The organism is Nocardia sp. NPDC051900 (assembly GCF_044452545.1).
Lineage (GTDB): Bacteria > Actinomycetota > Actinomycetes > Mycobacteriales > Mycobacteriaceae > Nocardia > Nocardia sichangensis.
Window position 1 is genome coordinate 36042 of sequence record NZ_JBITBU010000014.1, and the last position, 17968, is coordinate 54009.

The 17968-nt window shown below is 68.2% G+C and carries 20 protein-coding genes; 10 read left to right on the top strand and 10 right to left on the bottom strand.

The annotated features are described in order from the left end of the window. Positions 1-30 precede the first annotated feature (30 nt). From ACIA5H_RS23570 to recQ, 5 genes are all read right to left on the bottom strand, one after another. Positions 31-894: an EamA family transporter gene (locus tag ACIA5H_RS23570; RefSeq protein ID WP_397077355.1), complete on the bottom strand. Its 864-nt coding sequence runs from the start codon at positions 892-894 to the stop codon at positions 31-33. Next, positions 891-1364 (bottom strand): SsrA-binding protein SmpB, encoded by a 474-nt coding sequence (gene smpB / locus ACIA5H_RS23575; protein ID WP_174186417.1) that lies wholly within the window; start codon positions 1362-1364, stop codon positions 891-893. Before smpB ends, ACIA5H_RS23570 begins: the two co-directional genes overlap by 4 nt. Positions 1365-1420: 56 nt before the next feature. Then, the gene (locus ACIA5H_RS23580; protein ID WP_356960909.1) at positions 1421-1663 is read right to left on the bottom strand and encodes a hypothetical protein; all 243 of its coding nucleotides are present in this window, start codon (positions 1661-1663) and stop codon (positions 1421-1423) included. Between the two features lie 67 nt (positions 1664-1730). Further along, positions 1731-2810, bottom strand: a complete 1080-nt coding sequence (locus ACIA5H_RS23585) for a metallophosphoesterase (RefSeq protein WP_397077356.1) — start codon at positions 2808-2810, stop codon at positions 1731-1733. Positions 2811-2886: 76 nt separating this feature from the next. Beyond that, on the bottom strand, positions 2887-4761 hold the full coding sequence (recQ, locus tag ACIA5H_RS23590; RefSeq protein ID WP_397077357.1) for a DNA helicase RecQ: 1875 nt from the start codon (positions 4759-4761) through the stop codon (positions 2887-2889). Positions 4762-4957: 196 nt separating this feature from the next. On the opposite strand from recQ, the gene ACIA5H_RS23595 reads away from it, so the two are divergent. After that, positions 4958-5929: a hypothetical protein gene (locus tag ACIA5H_RS23595; RefSeq protein ID WP_397077358.1), complete on the top strand. Its 972-nt coding sequence runs from the start codon at positions 4958-4960 to the stop codon at positions 5927-5929. A 21-nt stretch (positions 5930-5950) separates the two neighbouring features. Here ACIA5H_RS23595 and hisN read toward each other — a convergent pair whose 3' ends face one another. Then, positions 5951-6736, bottom strand: coding sequence for a histidinol-phosphatase (gene hisN / locus ACIA5H_RS23600; RefSeq protein WP_379253219.1), 786 nt, complete (start codon positions 6734-6736; stop codon positions 5951-5953). A gap of 25 nt (positions 6737-6761) precedes the next feature. Continuing rightward, positions 6762-7358 carry an NADPH-dependent FMN reductase gene (locus ACIA5H_RS23605; RefSeq protein WP_397077359.1) on the bottom strand — a complete coding sequence of 199 codons (597 nt, stop codon included), beginning with the start codon at positions 7356-7358 and terminating at the stop codon, positions 6762-6764. Positions 7359-7500: 142 nt separating this feature from the next. Between ACIA5H_RS23605 and ACIA5H_RS23610 the strand changes: the two genes are divergently transcribed. From ACIA5H_RS23610 to ftsX, 6 genes are all read left to right on the top strand, one after another. Beyond that, entirely contained in the window at positions 7501-8361 is an 861-nt protein-coding gene (locus ACIA5H_RS23610) for a helix-turn-helix transcriptional regulator (RefSeq protein ID WP_379253217.1), read from the top strand. Between the two features lie 727 nt (positions 8362-9088). After that, entirely contained in the window at positions 9089-10204 is a 1116-nt protein-coding gene (gene prfB / locus ACIA5H_RS23615) for a peptide chain release factor 2 (RefSeq protein ID WP_355077869.1), read from the top strand. Continuing rightward, complete coding sequence (locus ACIA5H_RS23620) at positions 10205-11065, top strand: mechanosensitive ion channel family protein (RefSeq protein WP_355077870.1); 861 nt, start codon at positions 10205-10207, stop codon at positions 11063-11065. Between the two features lie 16 nt (positions 11066-11081). After that, entirely contained in the window at positions 11082-11207 is a 126-nt protein-coding gene (locus tag ACIA5H_RS23625; RefSeq protein WP_355077871.1) for a hypothetical protein, read from the top strand. A gap of 84 nt (positions 11208-11291) precedes the next feature. Next, a complete protein-coding gene (ftsE, locus tag ACIA5H_RS23630) occupies positions 11292-11981 on the top strand; it encodes a cell division ATP-binding protein FtsE (RefSeq protein ID WP_039800068.1) in 690 nt (229 codons plus the stop codon). Continuing rightward, a complete protein-coding gene (gene ftsX / locus ACIA5H_RS23635) occupies positions 11981-12886 on the top strand; it encodes a permease-like cell division protein FtsX (RefSeq protein ID WP_355077872.1) in 906 nt (301 codons plus the stop codon). Before ftsE ends, ftsX begins: the two co-directional genes overlap by 1 nt. A 94-nt stretch (positions 12887-12980) precedes the next feature. Here the strand turns inward: ftsX and ACIA5H_RS23640 are convergent, their stop codons facing one another. Together ACIA5H_RS23640 and ACIA5H_RS23645 are read right to left on the bottom strand one after the other, a co-directional pair. Further along, positions 12981-13313, bottom strand: coding sequence for a Uma2 family endonuclease (locus ACIA5H_RS23640; protein WP_397077360.1), 333 nt, complete (start codon positions 13311-13313; stop codon positions 12981-12983). Continuing rightward, complete coding sequence (locus ACIA5H_RS23645; RefSeq protein ID WP_397077451.1) at positions 13220-13576, bottom strand: hypothetical protein; 357 nt, start codon at positions 13574-13576, stop codon at positions 13220-13222. The genes ACIA5H_RS23640 and ACIA5H_RS23645 overlap by 94 nt, the downstream gene beginning before the upstream one ends. Between ACIA5H_RS23645 and ACIA5H_RS23650 the strand changes: the two genes are divergently transcribed. The 3 genes from ACIA5H_RS23650 (at position 13512) to ACIA5H_RS23660 (ending at position 16694) form a co-directional block, all read left to right on the top strand. After that, entirely contained in the window at positions 13512-13973 is a 462-nt protein-coding gene (locus ACIA5H_RS23650) for a hypothetical protein (RefSeq protein WP_397077361.1), read from the top strand. The two genes, ACIA5H_RS23645 and ACIA5H_RS23650, sit on opposite strands and share 65 nt — an antisense overlap. Positions 13974-14035: 62 nt before the next feature. Further along, entirely contained in the window at positions 14036-15430 is a 1395-nt protein-coding gene (locus ACIA5H_RS23655; RefSeq protein ID WP_379253215.1) for an acyl-CoA dehydrogenase family protein, read from the top strand. A 34-nt stretch (positions 15431-15464) separates the two neighbouring features. Further along, positions 15465-16694: an acyl-CoA dehydrogenase family protein gene (locus tag ACIA5H_RS23660; protein ID WP_355077874.1), complete on the top strand. Its 1230-nt coding sequence runs from the start codon at positions 15465-15467 to the stop codon at positions 16692-16694. A gap of 298 nt (positions 16695-16992) precedes the next feature. On the opposite strand, the gene ACIA5H_RS23665 is transcribed toward ACIA5H_RS23660, so the two are convergent. Next, positions 16993-17895, bottom strand: coding sequence for a phosphatidylinositol mannoside acyltransferase (locus ACIA5H_RS23665; RefSeq protein ID WP_379253214.1), 903 nt, complete (start codon positions 17893-17895; stop codon positions 16993-16995). Between the last annotated feature and the right edge of the window lie 73 nt (positions 17896-17968).

Here is a 17968-nt window from a genome sequence, read left to right on the forward strand (position 1 = left end):
CCGCATCGCGTCCGAGCGGGCGCGTGACCTTCAGGCCGCGGCGATGAGCGCGACCGCGGCCAGCGCGAGGATCAAACCGATCAGCTGCTGCCGGTGCACCCGTTCGCCGAGCAGAACCATCGCCAGCAGCACGGTCACCGCCGGATACAGCGAGCCGATCACGCTCACCAGCGACAACAGCGATCCGTGGAAGGCGTACAGCAGCGCCGCGTTGCTGATCACGTCCAGCACGCTGATATAGCAGGCCAGCCGCAGCGGTTCGCCGCGTAACCGCCCGAAGTCCCTCGCGGCCAGCGCCGTCAGCCAGACCACCGCGGTGGCGGCGATCCGCTGCATGAGCAGGGGCCACAGTCCGGAGTCCGCGGAGGTCTCATGGAAGAACACGAAGGCAAGACCGTACGCGGCGCCGGACCCGATGGTCAGCGCGGCGACCTTGCGGGTGAACCGTAGTTCGCGGCCGCCGGTGATCTCCTCGGTCACGTCGTCCGGCGACTCCCGGCTCACCAAGAGCACGGCGACCAGGGCGAATATGATGCCGGCGAAGGCGAGCGGGCCTGGACGCTCGCCGGTCGCCAGACCGGCGAGTACCGGAATGCCCGCGACCAGCACCGCCGTCAGCGGTGACACAACCGCCATCGGACCGTCGGCCAGCGCGGCATAGAACCACCACACCGCGACGCCGCTCGCAAGGCCCGCCGCCGCGCCCCACCACAACGACGCCGCGTCCGGGCTCCCGGGCACGAACGGGAGCGCTACGAGGACCAGCAGCACCGAGAACGGATAGGAATAGATGACCACACGCAGCGCGGTCACCCGCCGCGACGCCACACCGCCGTAGAAATCGCTCACGCCGTAGCCCACCGCGGCCGCCAGCGCGAGCAGGACGGCGGTCACCTCATGCCTTTGACCCGCCGTCCGAGTTCACGGGTGACCTCTCGCTCGGCGGTGCGCCGGGCCAGGTCCTGCCGCTTGTCGTAGTCCTGCTTGCCCTTGGCCAGCGCCAGCTCGACCTTCACCTTGCCGTCGGAGAAATACATCGACAGCGGCACCAGCGTCTGGTTGCCCTCCCGCGACTTACCGACCAGCCGCTCGATCTCCCGCTTGTGCAGCAGCAGCTTGCGCACCCGGCGCGGCGCGTGGTTCGTCCAGGTGCCGTGGCTGAACTCGGGGATGTGCAGCCCACGCAGCCACACCTCGCCGTTGTCCACCGTCGCGAAGGCGTCCACCAGTGAAGCCTTGCCCTCACGCAGGCTCTTCACCTCGGTGCCGACCAGCGCGATCCCGGCCTCGTAGACGTCCAGGATCGTGTAGTTGTGCCGCGCCCGGCGGTTGGTCGCGATGACCTTGCGCCCCTTCTCCTTCATAACGGTCCACTTTAAGTGACCCGGCAACCGGATTATTCCCGCAGGTCGCGGACGCGCTAACCGCCCTGATGCAGCACCACGTAGAGCGTGAGCACGGCGAGGAACGCGACGAGCAGCGCCACCGTCGACATCCGCGGTACGCCAGGGCGCGGCGGCGGCGGACTGCGGCGCAACCATACGTTCTCGACCGCCGGATCGGTCCGGCCGCGCACATACGGCGGCGTGTCCGGCGTCTCACCCCCCACCGAGCTGATGGAAATGTCATCGCCCGCGTCACTGGAACCATCACCCGGTGCCATAGCCAGAACGGTAGCCGCCGAGCGAGCGGCGCGCCGCAATTCTCGCACGCCGCAACATAGTTGGAACTCAGGCCAGACGCCGCCGGAACACCTCGACGGACGCGCCGGTCGCCAGGTCGGCCGTGTGCACGCCCAGGTCGACTCCGCCCTCGGTGAGCTCGAGCACCATGAAGCCCAGCTCCTGGTAGTTCTCGTACAGCGCGCCGTGGCCCGCGCTCGCGGCGAGCCGCGGCTCCGCGCCGACCGTCTTCGCGGCCGCGCCGGAAACGACCTGCCTGGTTCCCTTCGACGCCACCGTGGGCTCGAGCACCTGTAGCGAGTGGTCGTGCCCGGACAGGATGAACTGACACCGTCCGATCACGTGGTCTTCGAAGAAGCGTTTCACGTGCACGCCGTTGATCGGCTCCAGCGACAGACCCTCGTAGCGGCCCGCGTCCCCGTGCGGGCCGTTGTTCAGATACGGGTGGTGGGTGCAGGCGATCTTCCACGTGGCGGGCGAGTCGGCGAGGGCGCGATCGAGCCAGTCGCGCTGCTCGTTCATGAACTGGCCGTCGACCGCCCAGTACGGCGAGAAGACCGGCGGCACGTAGGCCGCCAGCGGGTTGACGTCGAGGACGAAGAACTCGACGACGGGGTTGCGCTCCGGAATCCGCACCGAGTAGTAGCGGCTCGGCATCCACCAGCGCCGGGAGTTCGCGTGGTACTCCACCTCGGCGTTGCCGCGCAGCAGCCAGCCGCCGTCACCGCCGAGAACCGAGCTGTTGTCGTGGTTGCCCAGCACCATCAACCAGGGGAAATCCAGTCCGGCATTGGGATTTTCGAACTTGTCGGCGAACTGGACGTCGGCCGCACCGTCGGGCCCGTGCTCGTAGATGTTGTCGCCGAGACCCAATGCCAGCGAGACGGGTTCGCGGCCGTGCAGCGCCCGCATGGCGTCGGCGACCGCCCACTGAGCGCGGGTGCCGGTGCCCGCGTCGCCGGTCACCAGCACCCGCACCCGGCGCTCGTCCGGGAAGGGGAACTTGGTGACACCCTCGGCGACGGGTACCGCATGAGCCGGCGTGCGCCCGACCAACGTGGTCCCGGCCGCGAGGGTGGCCGCACCGGCCAGAAACGCCCTGCGCCCGATCGTCTCGCTCCGGCTCACGCTGTCCTCCATAGTTTTCGGCGGCCTTGCCCGGCAACCGTCCCCGCCCATCGGTGACCCGCGTGACGGTAGCGGTTCATCCGGTGGCCAGCACCTCGAGCACCTGTTCGCCGTATTTCGCCAGTTTGTTCTCGCCGACACCGCTGACGCCGCCGAGCTGGGCGAGGCTCGCGGGCTTGCGCGCCGCGATCTCGCGCAGCGTGGCGTCGTGGAAGACGACATAGGCGGGAACACCCTGTTCCTTCGCGGTGGCCGCGCGCCATTCGCGCAACTTCTCGAACAGCGACAGGTCGGTGGGCGTCAGGTCGACGGAGGCCGCCTTGGCGGCCTTCGCGGTCCGGGCGGGCTTGGCCTGGCGTTCGGGCTCGCGGCGCAGCGCTACCTGTCGTCCGTCGAACAGCACCTCACTGCTGGCCTCGGTGAGCGTCAGCACGCCGTAGTCGCCGTGAACGGCCAGCAGCCCGTGCGCGAGCAGTTGCCGCACCACGCCACGCCACTCCACGTCACGCAGGTCGGTGCCGACCCCGAAGACCTTCAACTCGTGGTGGTCGTATTGCAGGACTTTGGGACTCTTCTTACCGAGCAGGATGTCCACGATGTGCCCCGCGCCGAAGCTCTGGCCGCGTTCCCGCTTCAGCCGCAGCACGGTGGACAGCAACTTCTGCGCGGCCACGGTGCCGTCCCAGGATTGTGGTGGCGACAGGCAGGTGTCGCAGTTGCCGCAAGGCAGACCGGGCTCGCCGAAGTAGGCGAGCAGCTGCGTGCGCCGGCAGGCGACCGTCTCGCACAGCGCGAGCATCGCGTCCAGGTGCAATTGGAGCTGGCGCCGGTGGGCGGCGTCGCCCTCGGAGGAGTCGATCAATTTGCGCTGCTGCACCACGTCGCTGAGGCCGTAGACCATCCACGCGGTAGAAGGCAGCCCGTCGCGGCCCGCGCGCCCGGTCTCCTGGTAGTAGCCCTCGACCGACTTCGGCAGGTCGAGATGGGCGACGAAGCGCACGTCGGGCTTGTCGATGCCCATGCCGAAGGCGATGGTCGCCACGACGACCAACCCGTCTTCGCGCAGGAAACGCGCCTGGTTCTCCGCGCGGGTGCGATTGTCCAAGCCCGCGTGGTAGGGCACGGCGGTGACGCCGTTCTCGGTGAGGAACGCCGCGGTCTTCTCCACCGAGTTGCGCGACAGGCAGTAGACGATCCCCGCGTCCCCGGCATGCTCGGTGCGGATGAATTCCAGCAGCTGACGCTCGGGACGATTCTTCGGCTCGATCCGGTACTGGATATTGGGGCGGTCGAAGCTGGACACGAACCTGCGGGCGGCGCCGAGGTCGAGGCGCTGGATGATCTCGTCACGGGTCTTCTCGGTGGCGGTCGCGGTCAGCGCGATCCGCGGTACGTCCGGCCAGCGCTCGTGCAGCAGCGAAAGGCCCAGGTAGTCGGGCCGGAAGTCGTGACCCCACTGGGAGACGCAGTGCGCCTCGTCGATGGCGAACAGCGCGACCTTGCCGCGATCGAGCAGCTGCGCGGTGGAGTCGAGGCGCAACCGTTCCGGGGCCAGGTACAGCAGATCGAGTTCGCCGGCGACGAATTGCGCTTCGACAGCCCGGCGCTCGTCGGGGTACTGGGTGGAGTTGAGGAAGCCCGCGCGCACGCCGAGCGCACTGAGCGCGTCCACCTGGTCCTGCATGAGGGCGATCAGCGGGGAGATCACCACACCGACGCCGGGACGCACCAGCGCGGGGATCTGATAGCAGAGCGACTTGCCGCCGCCGGTCGGCATGAGCACGAGCGCGTCGCCGCCGTCGATCACGCGCTGCACGATCGTCTGCTGCTCACCGCGGAAGCTGTCGTAACCGAAGACTCGGCGTAGAACCTCTTGCGCCGCAAGGGATCCGGCGTCCGATCCGGACGCGGCTTCGGTCGCTACCGCAGCGAAATCATCGGGGGGAGTCACCCGGCCCATCCTACGAGCGCACGGGCGGGGCGGTACCCGCACCGTTCGGCGTTCGCCCTGTTGGGCCGCCGAGTTGTCCACATGTGGACAACCGAGACCCTCGCTGTCCGTCACAGCGCGCCGACCTCGCGTTTTCTCCACTCGAGCGAAGTTCGCCGGCCTGCTCGCGTGATCCGGCGCTGTTATGTTGTCGCTCATGGCAAAACGGATAGGGATTCGGGCGTGCGCCGCGGTGCTGAGCGCCGTCGCGGTGACTGCCGGAGTCACCGCGGCGATACCGACGGCGCGGGCGGAGACATTCCCCGCCAGGTGCTCGGACGGCTGGGACACCACGACGGTGGTCGAAGGGGTCGGCAATCTGGAGAATCTCGATTCCGACGGGCGGGGCGGCTTCTACGTCACCGGTCTGATGGATGGCTATTTGGCGCACGTCGACCGGGCCGGACGATTGGAGAAGCTGGTCACGGACCTGTACCGCCCGGCGGGCGTGCGCGTCGCCGGACGCTACGTCTACTTCCTCACCGGAGACGGGCTCAGCGAACCGCCGGGCACACTCCAGCGCTACGACACCGAGACCGGCGCCGTGCAGGTTCTGCTCACCGGGCTGAACGGGCCCAACGGCCTGCTGTTGCTGCCCGATGGCAGCCTGCTGTTCACCACGATCGGCCTCGGCGGGTCGAACGGAATCTCCCGCTACTGGCCGGCGACCAGCGAGTACGAACGGGATTGGTCGGTGCTGCCGCCCGCCAACGGCCTCGCGCTGGCCGCGGACGGCGAATCGGTCTACGTCGACACCATGACGTTGCAGATCCTCCGCGTCCGGCTGGACGATCCGGCTCATCCCACCACCGTCTCCGGTATCCCGGACCTGGTAGCTCTGCCCGACGATATGGAAGCCACCAAGGCGGGGGCGCTGTTCGTGGCCGATCACATACTCGGCGCCGTCTATCGGGTGGATACGGCGACCGGCGCAACGTGCGCGATCATCACGGGCCTGATCAAACCCGCTCCGGTGCGCAACCCACCGGACGGCGCCACGTCGGTGCGCATCGACCGTGACGGGGACTCCTGGGCGCTGTTCGTCACCAGCATGGACGGCACGCTGCGCCGCCTGCGTCCTCCGGCGGGGATCGACCTCACGCCGGCGACCCCGTGGCGGGCCGGCTAGCTCCGAACATCGCGAGTGCGGTCAGCCGCGCAGGCGGTCGAGGACCTCATCGTGCAGCAGGCCGTTGGTGGCGATGGCGTCGCCACCGTGCGGGCCGGGTGCACCGTTCAGCGAGGAGAAACGCCCGCCCGCTTCGCGGACGAGGATGTCCAGCGCGGCCAGGTCCCACAGGGAGACCTCCGGTTCGGTGGCGATGTCGACGGCGCCCTCGGCGAGCAGGCAGTAATTGAAGAAATCGCCGTAACCGCGCACACGCCACACATCGTCGGTCAGGGTGATGAACTGCTCGCGCAGGCCGCGGTCGCGCCAGCCGGACAGACTGGACAATGCCAGGCTGGCCGAACCCAGCTCACCCACGGCGGAAACCGAGATCGCTCGAGCCGCACGCCCTTCGAAACTCGACCATGCCCCCGATCCCGCCGCTGCCCACCAGCGCCGTGCCAGAGCGGGCGCGCTCACCACGCCCACGACCGGCTCACCGTTTTCCAGCAGAGCGATCAGCGTCGCCCAGATGGGCACTCCGCGCACGAAGTTCTTCGTGCCGTCGATCGGGTCGACCACCCATTGCCTCCCGCTGAATTCGGCGGCGCCACCGAATTCCTCACCCAGCACCGCGTCGTCCGGCCGCGCCTCGGACAACACCTGCCGGATCGCCTGCTCGACGGCCAGATCGGCATCCGACACCGGCGTCAGGTCCGGCTTCGCGTCGACCTTCAAATCGAGCGCACCGAAGCGAGCCCGCGTGATCTCGTCGGCGGTATCGGCCAGCCGCAGGGCGAGTTCGAGGTCGGAGGAGTACACAGCCACGCCCCGCACCCTATCGGCCCGGCGCTCACCCCACGGGTTCCAGGGATCGCGCCGCCGTCAACGCGCTCGCCCACCAGTGCAACTGATCCAGCATCGCCGTCGCGGCGGCCGCGGGCTCCCGCGGCTCCCTCGGCTTGCCCTCGTCGTCGAAGAGCAGGTAGTAGCGCGGGAACGACACGTAGTTGCGCACAGTGTGCGCGTTGAGCTCGTTGAAGATCTGCCGCAGGTGCTCGATGGCGAGGAGGCCGCCGGACGCCCCGCTGTAGCCGACGAAACCGATCGCTTTCGCGTTCCACTGGGTGAAGTGCCAGTCGATGACGGCCTTCAGGGACGCGGGGATGCTGCGGTTGTAGTCGGGCGTGACGATGACGAAGGCGTCGGCCGCCGTGAGCCTGCGCGTGAGGTCGGTCATCCCTTCGGGTCGCTGCGGGTCCGGATCCATCGCAGGCGGCACCGCGGGCAGTTCCCAGGGGATGTCCGCCTCGGCCAAGTCGATGACGTCCACGTCGAACGAACCGTGCCGCCGCGCCTGCTCGGTGAACCATGTCGCCACGACCGGCCCGAAACGTCCCTCGCGGACGCTGCCGATGATCACCGCGAGCTTCAGTGGGGCGTTGGACATGCTGTTTCCTCCTCGGATCACAGAACGGCCCGGCCGGGCCGCCCACTCAATCTGCTGCCGGGCGCGGGGAACAGGGAGACCGCCGTAAGAGTGGTAGTGGCAGGGACACCCTCCGAGCGTTTCGCCTTGTTAGGTTCGACAGGTGAGCGACAACGAGCTGGGGCTGTTCCTGCGCACCCGCCGCGAGGCGGTGACGCCCGCCCAAGTCGGCCTGCCCACCGGTGCGCGGCGGCGCACCCCTGGGTTGCGCCGCGCCGAACTGGCCACCTTGGCCGGTGTGAGCGTGGAGTACGTCACGCGCCTGGAGCAGGGGCGCGACCGGCGTCCCTCCCCTCCGGTGCTTTCCGCGTTGGCGGACGCGTTGCGTTTGAGCCCCGCCGAACGCGTGCACCTGCACCGGTTGACCAAGTCGGTGGACAGCGGCTTCACCTGCATGGGGGACGCGCAGCCGCTGCGCGAGGTGCGGCCGACGGTGCGCACGATCCTGGATCGGCTCGAGCCGACGCCCGCCGTGGTGGTCAACCGCCTCACCGAGGTTCTCGCCTACACCGACGCCTACCACCGGCTGATGGCGCCGACCGGACTCTTCGACGGGCCGCATACCCCACCCAACCTGGCACGTTTTGTCTTCTGCGTCCCCGGATCCCGCGATGTCTACGCGGACTGGGAGCACGTCGCCGACGAGACGGTCGCCATGTTGAAGCAGGGCCCGTTTCGCGCCGACTCGCACATCGCCGCGCTCGCCGACGAGCTCACCGTCACCGTGGGCCCGGCGTTCGCCGACCGGGTCGACACCGTGCCGAGCTTGGCCGCCGCCACCGGCATAACCCGTCTCGCCCACCCAGAAGCCGGGTCGCTGCGCCTGGCCTACGAGTTCCTGGAGCTCTCCGCCGACGACGACCAGCGGGTGATCGTCTATCTACCGGCCGACGACGCCACCGCCGCGGCCCTCGACGCACTCGCCGGACGCCGCCCGGGCGGACTGCGGGCCGTCTCGGGCTGAGCGGGCCACTCACGGCACAGCCGGATCGATCGCGGTAAATCGAGTACGCCCGCGCGCGGCCGGAGCCGACCAGGCATATTGATCGCTGACCCGGTGGGGTGAGGAAGCCGGAAGCGGCGCGGTGCTTCCGCAACCCTGCGCTCGCCGTCGGGGTCCCGGTGACCGCACCCCCGATATCGGCTGTGACCAGCCGGAACGTCGAAACGCTCTGCCGTGCCAAGTCCCCCGGGCGAACCCTCCTCGGCCACGGGGTTTCGGCTGCCGAGCACGCCGATCGCCGCTTCGGCCGGAATCGCCTCGGCCGGAATCGGCACGGCCGAATCGCTTGGCGAGAGTCGCCGAGCAGTTGCGTGAACTCCGAGCGGCGGCGATCCGCGGCCGCAGGAGTGGAGTTCGCCACACCGCTCCCCTCGCGCACGAACCGTCCGCCCGGCAGGACGACTGATCAGGCACGACCGGCATCCCGTCGCGTGGCCGGAGCAGCATCTCCGCCGCGAATTCCAAACACCAACTGCGCCAAGCGCGGTCGCCGTTTAGGGTAGAAACCCATGAGGCGTCCGTCACAGCTCACCCGTCCGGCGCGGGCTGTCGAGCCAGCGCGCGACGTCCCGGCGATCCGCCTGCTCGGCCCGCGCCGGGCGCGAGCCACCCGCGCAGTGGCCGTCCCCCGTCACACCGCGCGCACTCGTGTGCTGCGGCCGAAGAGGGGCAGCTAGGCTTGACGATCGTGCATCCTGACGTTTCCGCTGATCTCGCCGAACTCGACGCCACTCTCAAGACGGTCGAATCGGTCCTCGACATCGACGAGCTGCGTCGTCGTATCGACGAGCTCGAGCATCAGGCCGCCGACCCCGAGCTGTGGAACGACCAGGACCACGCCCAGCGGGTCACCAGTGAGCTGTCGCACGCCCAGGGCGAGTTGCGCCGGGTGGAGGAGCTGCGTCAGCGGCTCGACGATCTGCCGGTGCTCTACGAACTGGCCGAAGAGGAAGAGGGCGAGGCCAAGACCAACGCGCTCGCCGAGGCCGACGCCGAGCGCGCCGCGCTGCACAGCGACGTGGAGGCCATGGAGGTCCGCACGCTGTTGTCCGGCGAGTACGACAAGCGCGACGCGCTGGTGAACATCCGCTCCGGCGCCGGTGGCGTGGACGCCGCCGACTGGGCCGAGATGCTCATGCGCATGTACATCCGCTGGGCCGACCGGCACAAGTACGGGGTCGAGGTCTACGACACCTCGTATGCCGAAGAAGCGGGCATCAAGAGCGCCACCTTCGCGGTGAAGACGCCCTACGCCTACGGCACGCTCTCGGTCGAGATGGGCACGCACCGGCTGGTGCGGATCAGCCCGTTCGACAACCAGGGCCGCCGCCAGACCTCCTTCGCCGAGGTCGAGGTGCTTCCCGTGGTGGAGACCACCGACCACATCGAGGTGCCGGAGACGGAGATCCGCGTCGACGTGTACCGCTCGTCGGGCCCCGGCGGCCAGAGCGTCAACACCACCGACTCCGCGGTCCGGATCACCCACTTGCCCACCGGCATCGTGGTCACCTGTCAGAACGAGAAATCGCAGCTGCAGAACAAGATCTCGGCCATGCGGGTGCTGCAGGCCAAGCTGCTGGAACGCAAGCGGCAGGAAGAGCGCGCCGAGATGGACGCGCTGAAGACCAACGAGGGCGCGTCCTGGGGCAATCAGATGCGCTCCTACGTGCTGCACCCGTACCAGATGGTCAAGGACCTGCGGACGAACTACGAGGTGAACAACCCGTCGGCGGTGCTCGACGGCGACATCGACGGGTTCATCGAGTCGGGGATCCGCTGGCGGATGCGAGAGCAGGCGAGCTAGATGAATGTCGCGGGCATCCAGGCTATCGCTTCCACCGGTTTCACCACGTGGCTACGCGGTTCGGGCCTGGAGATCGTGCTGCTCATCCTCGGCGCCATCCTGTTCAGCCGGCTCGCCACCTACCTGCGGGACCGGGTCACCCGCAGGATCGACGCGGGATTCCGCAGCAGCGACGCGCTGGTGCGCACCGAGGCGGCCAAGCATCGGCACGCGCTCGCCCAGGTGATCACCTGGGTGGTGCTGACCATCGTGTACGTGCTGATCACCATGGAGGTGCTGCGGCGACTCGGCTTCGCCGTCACCGGGTTGGTCGCGCCCGCCGCGGTGCTCGGCGCCGCGCTGGGTTTCGGCGCGCAGCGCATCGTGCAGGACATCCTCGCCGGATTCTTCCTGATCACGGAGCGGCAGTACGGGTTCGGCGATGTGGTCCGCATCGCCGTGACCGGAGCCGCGGAGCAGGCCGAAGGTACGGTCGAGGACGTCACGCTGCGGATCACCACATTGCGCAACGCCGACGGTGAAGTGATCACCGTGCCCAACGGCCAGATCGTGAAGGTCACGAACCTGTCGAAGGATTGGGCGCGCGCCGCGATCGACGTTCCGGTGTCCGCCAGCGCCGACATCACCAGGGTCAACGAGATCCTGCACGAGGTGGGCGCGAAGGCGTACGAGGACGCTCGCCTGAAGCCGTTGCTGCTGGACGAGCCCACCGTCATGGGTGTGGAAGACCTGACCGTCGACCAGATGAACATCCGAATGGTTGCCCGGACGTTGCCGGGTAAACAGTTCGACGTCGGACGCGAGCTGCGGGTACGAGTCGCCGCGGCGCTGCGCCGGGAGGGAATCAGTGAGACCACGTAGATCCACGGCGATCCTGATGGCAACTTGGGTCGCCACGTTCGTGCTGTACGTATTCGTCAAACCCGAGGAGACCACCACCGCTCCGGCCACCCTGGTCAACGCTGTTCCGGCAGCGGTGTTCAACGAACAGCCGGGCCACTGAGCCGAGTGGGACCGACCGCCGCCGCACTGTCTCCCACGGTTGACAACGCAGGCCGCGAACGGTTGCTGGTTACACTGGCTCCCCGTGATCACCATGCGGAACGTGACCAAGTCGTACAAGACCTCGACGCGACCCGCGCTGGACAACATCACCGTCGATGTGGGCAAGGGCGAGTTCGTCTTCATCATCGGACCGTCCGGCTCGGGAAAGTCGACCTTCATGCGCTTGCTGTTGAAGGAGGAGACTCCGACGGCGGGCGAGATCAGAGTGGCCGATTTCCGGGTCGACCGCTTACCCGGCCGCAAGGTGCCCAAGTTGCGCCAGCGGATCGGGTGCGTCTTCCAGGATTTCCGGCTGCTGCAGCAGAAGACCGTGTACCAGAACGTCGCCTTCGCGCTGGAGGTCATCGGCAAGCGACGCCAGGTCATCGACCGCACGGTCCCCGAGGTGCTCGACATGGTCGGCCTCGGCGGCAAGGCCGACCGGCTGCCGACCGAGTTGTCCGGTGGTGAACAGCAGCGCGTCGCGATCGCGCGCGCCTTCGTGAACCGGCCGCTGGTGCTGCTGGCCGACGAACCGACCGGCAACCTCGATCCCGACACCAGCGCCGACATCATGATGCTGCTGGAGCGGATCAACCGCATCGGCACCACGGTGGTGATGGCCACCCATGACAACCACATCGTCGACGCGATGCGCAGGCGGGTGGTCGAACTCGACCACGGACGCCTGGTGCGGGACGAGGCGACGGGCGTGTACGGGGTGGGCCGGTAATGCGCGCGAGCTTCCTGTTCGGCGAGGTCTTCGCGGGCCTGCGCCGCAATGTCACGATGACCATCGCGATGATCCTGACCACCGCGGTCTCGCTCACCATGCTCGGTGGCGGTCTGCTGGCGGTGCGCATCGCGGACAAGACCGAGCAGTACTTCCTGGACCGGCTCGAGGTGCGGCTGTACCTGACCGAAGACGTGTCGGCCAACGACCCGGACTGCTCGCTGGACCCGTGCCGCTCGCTCATGGCGGATCTGAAGGCGACCAGCGGCGTGGAATCGGTCCAGTTCCTCAACCGGGAAGAGGCGGTCCGCGAGGCCAAGGAGAAGACGTTCAAGGACCAGCCCGAGCTGGCCAAGTACGTCAGCGAGACGCCGTTGCCCGCGTCGCTGCGAGTCAAGATGGACAACGCGGAGCTCTATCCGACGATCTACGAGAAGTTCTACGACCGCCCCGGCGTCGGCATGGTGCGCAACGACAAGGACATCGTGGACCGGCTGGTCAGCCTGTTCGACGGGTTGCGCAACGCGGCGTTCGGCCTGGCCGTGCTGCAAGCGCTGGCCGCGGTGATGCTGATCGCGAACATGGTGCAGATCGCCGCGTTCACCCGGCGCACCGAGGTCGGCATCATGCGATTGGTCGGCGCGACCCGCTGGTACACCCAGCTGCCCTTCCTGCTCGAAGCCGTGGTCGCCGCGCTGGCCGGCTCCCTGCTCGCCATGTTCGGCCTGCTCATCGCCCGCCCGCTGGTGATCGACCGCGCCCTCGGCGACCTGTTCGCCAGCAAGGTCTTCCCCCGCATCACCGGCGACGACATCGCGATGACCGCGCTCGTCATCGCCCCGGTCGGCATCGTCTTCGCGGGGATCACGGCCTACGCGACGCTGCGGTACTACGTGCGCGAGTGATCCTTCGGGCCGGTGGCCGCAGCGCCACCGGCCCGTTCGGACCGGGTACGAGTCGGCTCCGGCCCCGCTACAACACGAGATCGGCGCGCTGGTCTCAGTCGAGCTGGATGCGGATCGGCAGGTCGACGGCGAACGCGGTCTGCGGCTTCAACACGCGGGCGAGCCGGTAGTGACCGACGCTGTGGTCGAGGCCGTAGGTCTCGATCGCGGTCACCTCGGTGTCCGACACGCTGACCAGCCAGTACCACGGAATTCCGGCAGCGGCGTATTCGCCCATTTTCTCGAGTCGGTCCGTTTTGACATGGCTGGGCGAGATGATCTCGACGGCGATCTTCAGATGGCGTGCAGCATCGGTGGCACATCCGCTGGCACGCACTCGAAGAGTGCGATGTCGGGACGCCGAATCGTCGCCCGGGGCACCTCCCACAGCACCACATCGAAGTCATGGTTGGCGTCCAAGCATGCCGAAGGATCTTCGGCCATGTATTCACGAGCCGCCGATTCCAGCATCGCCAGGAGCCGGTGGACGGCTTTCTGATGTGCCCTACTCGGTGATTCGCAACGGACCGCGTCCCCGTTCACCACTTCGACCAAGCGGCAGAACTCTTCGGGAAGCTCGCGCCAGATGTCGACCGTGATCGGCTCCGGCTGCACATTGTCCGGCCGGGCCCAGTCGAAGATCGCTGACATGCGTCGGATTGTAATCACGGCACCACGGTCGACCGCCTACGTCGACCTCACCCGCCATTGGATGCGTTTCGCCGTTGCCGACCGCACCACCGCAAGGTTCGAGACAGCTCCGCCGATCGCTCCACTCGGCCCACATGTCACCTGTCGACGAAATAACGAGTCAGCATCGATCGCCGCTATGGCCTTGGATCGCGGCGAACCGGCGGCGGTCGATCCGGCTATCCGGCTCGGAGTGTGCGCGTGTGTTCCGAAGCCGCAGCTCATCGCGCTGCGCGGCCTAGCACGACGCGCGCAGGGGGCGACGGCCGACCCCGGGACGCAACTTCGGGCACTTGTCCAGCAAGGCGCGGATTCACCGCGTATGCTGCACCTCGACGCACTTCTTACTCAGCAGTAAGATAGCCTTACTCTGGAGTAAGATAGCTGGGAAAGACCGCACCAACCCATCCGAGAAAACAGGTGATGATGAGCACTCGAGACAGCGCAACGAAGCGACGTCCAGACACGTCCGCGGTCGGCCTGAACCATCCCAAGCGGGATTGGATGGGCGCGGCGATGCGGGTCATGACGAGCATTACCGGGTCGGAACTGGCCGAGAAATACAACCTGCGCAAGCCGATCGAGCGCGTCACCTACGAGGGCACCAAGACCGGCTTCCGCACGCTCGGCGCGGCGACCCGCGCCTTCGCCAAGGTCGCGGGCGGCGGTGCGCCGAAGCGCCTGGCCACCAACGAGGCGAAGAACAAGGACTTCTTCGACCTGACGCCCAGCGACGAGCAGCAGATGATCGTCGAGACGGTGCAGGAGTTCGCCGCCGAGATCCTGCGCCCGGCCGCCTACGAGGCCGACAACGCCGCCAAGGCGCCGCGCGACCTGCTCGAGCGCGCCGCCGAGCTCGGCATCACCCTGATCAACGTCCCCGAGGAACTCGAGGGTGCGGCCTCCGAGCGCGGCGCGGTGACCAACTCGCTGGTCGCCGAGGCGCTGGCGCACGGTGACATGGGCTTGGCCCTGCCGATCCTCGCTCCCAGCGGTGTCGCGGTCGCGCTCGCGCAGTGGGGCAGCGACGCGCAGCAGAAGACCTATCTGCCCTCCTTCACCGGCGAGAACGTGCCGCAGGCTTCGGTGGTGATCAGCGAGCCCCGCGCCCTGTTCGACCCGTTCGCCCTGGACACCAAGGCCGTGCGCTCGCCGAGCGGCTACCGCATCTCGGGCGTGAAGAGCCTGGTGCCCGCCGCGGCCGACGCCGAACTGTTCCTGATCGCCGCCGAGCTCGACGGCCGTCCCGCGCTGTTCATCGTCGAATCGGACGCGCCCGGTCTGGTGGTCGAGGCCGATCCGAGCATGGGTCTGCGCGCCGCGGGCCTGGGCCGTCTGATCCTGGACAACGTCGCGGTCGGCGCCGACGCCATCCTGGGTGACGGTGACGCCGCGACCCGCGCCGAGGAGTACGCCGACGCCGTGCGCCTGGCCCGCCTCGGCTGGGCTTCGCTCGCCGCGGGCACCGGCCGGGCCGTGCTGGACTACGTGATCCCGTACGTCAACGAGCGCGAAGCGTTCGGCGAGCCGATCTCGCACCGGCAGGCGGTCGCCTTCATGGTCGCCAACATCGCGATCGAACTCGACGGCCTGCGGCTGGTCACCCTGCGCGGCGCGTCCCGCGCGGAGCAGGGCCTGTCCTTCGGCCGCGAGGCGGCGCTGGCCCGCAAGCTCGCCACCGACAAGGGCATGCAGATCGGCCTCGACGGCGTGCAGCTGCTCGGCGGCCACGGCTTCACCAAGGAACACCCGGTCGAGCGCTGGTACCGCGATCTGCGTGCCATCGGCGTCGCCGAAGGTGTCGTGCTCATCTGACCGGCCCGTTCCGTTTTCCAGGAGACCTCACAACATGATCAACCTCGAACTCCCCAAGAAGCTGCGGGCCAGCGCGAACCAGGCGCACCAGGTCGCCCAGGAGATCTTCCGCCCGATCTCGCGCAAGTACGACCTCGCCGAGCACGACTACCCGGTCGAGCTGGACACCATGGCCGCCATGGTCGAGGGCTTGGCCGACTCTGGCACCCAGAAGATCGGCGGCGCCGCCGGTGGCCGCTCGGATGACAGCGAGGGCGACCGCCACGCCACCGAGCTGCTCGGTAACACCAACGGCGGCAACATGTCCGCGCTGTTGAACGCGCTGGAGACCTCGTGGGGCGACGTCGGCCTCATGCTGTCGATCCCCTACCAGGGCCTGGGCAACGCGGCCATCGCCGCCGTCGCCACCGACGAGCAGCTGAAGCGCTTCGGCAAGGTGTGGGCCTCGATGGCGATCACCGAGCCGTCCTTCGGCTCCGATTCCGCCGCCGTGTCCACCACCGCCGTACTCGACGGCGACGAGTGGGTGCTCAACGGCGAGAAGATCTTCGTCACCGCGGGTCAGCGCTCGACCCACATCGTGGTGTGGGCGACGGTGGACAAAAGCCTCGGCCGCGCGGCGATCAAGTCGTTCGTCGTGCCGCGCGACGCTCCCGGCCTGTCGGTGGCGCGGCTCGAGCACAAGCTCGGCATCAAGGCCTCCGACACCGCCGTGCTGCTGTTGCAGGACTGCCGGATCCCGAAGGACAACATCCTCGGCAGCCCGGAAGTCAACGTGGAGAAGGGTTTCGCCGGGGTCATGCAGACCTTCGACAACACCCGTCCGCTCGTCGCCGCGATGGCGATCGGCGTGGCCCGCGCCGCGCTGGAAGAACTGCGCTCGATCCTGACCGCGGCGGGTGTGGAGATCTCCTACGACACCCCCGCGAACAACCAGCACGCCGCAGCGGCCGAGTTCCTGCGGATGGAAGCCGATTACGAGTCCGCCTACCTGCTCGCCCTGCGCGCCGCGTGGATGGCCGACAACAAGAAGCCCAACTCGCTCGAGGCGTCCATGTCCAAGGCGAAGGCGGGCCGCACCGGCACCGACGTCACCCTCAAAGCCGTCGAACTGGCCGGCGCCATCGGCTACTCGCAGCGCACGCTGTTGGAGAAGTGGGGCCGCGACTCGAAGATCCTGGACATCTTCGAAGGCACCCAGCAGATCCAGCAGCTCATCGTCGCCCGCCGGGTGCTGGGCAAGACCAGCGCCGAGCTGAAGTGACGCCGCGCTAGACGGTCGACAACGAAATCCGGTGCGAGCTTCTCGGACTCGCACCGGATTTTTCGTTCTCTCCGCCGTCGGTAGGCGAATGACGTGTCCCCGAACACTTTCAGTGATGCGTAGCTATGGATTTCGCCCCGCGGGTTCCGTACTCTTCGCCCCCATGTGGAGCATCGTTCTCATTTCGATCGTCAGTTGTTTCGTGATAGCCGCTGGATTCGCGTGGGGGCTGCCCGGCGACTGAGACGCCCCCTCGTATCAGCGCGTTCGCTCGCCGACTTGGGCACCGCCGAGCGTTTCAGTCCGGGTTTCGGCGAGCGAGCCGGGCGGCGGTGACGTCGGCTGTCCAGAGGGGCTGGAGCATGTGCCAGTCGGCGGGGTGTGCGGTGATGCCCGCCGCGAATCGATCGGCCAGCGCCTGGGTGGTCTCACGCACTCCACGGCTGGTGTCGATAGGTGGATCCACGCGGAATCCCCAGCCATCGGGGGTGTACCAGCAGTGCACGGGGAGAAGTGGCGCGCCGGTGTCGATGGCCAGCCGAGCCGGACCGGCCGGCAGCCGAGCCTGCTCACCGAAGAAAGTGACCGGTACGCCCGTACCGGACAAGTCGCGTTCCCCGAGTAACCCGACTATCCGCCCCTGCCGGATCCGGGCGAGCAACTGCGGGAACGGCGGCGTCGCGGAGCCGGTGAGGGGGATGATCTCGAAGCCCAAGCGTTCACGGAAACGAACGAAGCGCCGGAACAACGATTCCGGCGCGAGCCGCTCCGCGACCACCGTCGGCGAGCCGACGCGCTGCACCAGCCAGACCCCCGCCAGGTCCCAATTACCGCTGTGCGGCAGGGCGAGCACGGCTCCGGTGCCGCGCTCGACCGCCCGGTGGATGTGTTCGAGTCCGGTCGCCGAGGATTCGATGGCGTCGGCCAGGCTCAGCGGGTCCATCGACGGCAGCCGGAAGGCTTCGCGCCAGTACCGGGCATAGGAGCGCAGGCTCGCCAGGACCAGCGGCTGCGGCACCTCCTCCGGCGCGGTGCCCAGGACCCGAGAAAGGTTCCGGCGCAATTGGTTCGGTCCGCCGTTCTGAGCCGCGCGTTCGGCTCCCACATCGAAGAGGCGGACGGCCAGTGGTTCCGGCATGGCACGCACCAAGCGCCAACCCGCGGCGTAACCGAGATCCCATGCCCTGGCCGCCGGATGCATCGGTCACCCGCCTGCGGCCTGCGTCGTTTCGTCGGTCGCCATGGCAGGAGTTGCGGCGATAGCGTCGCTGAAT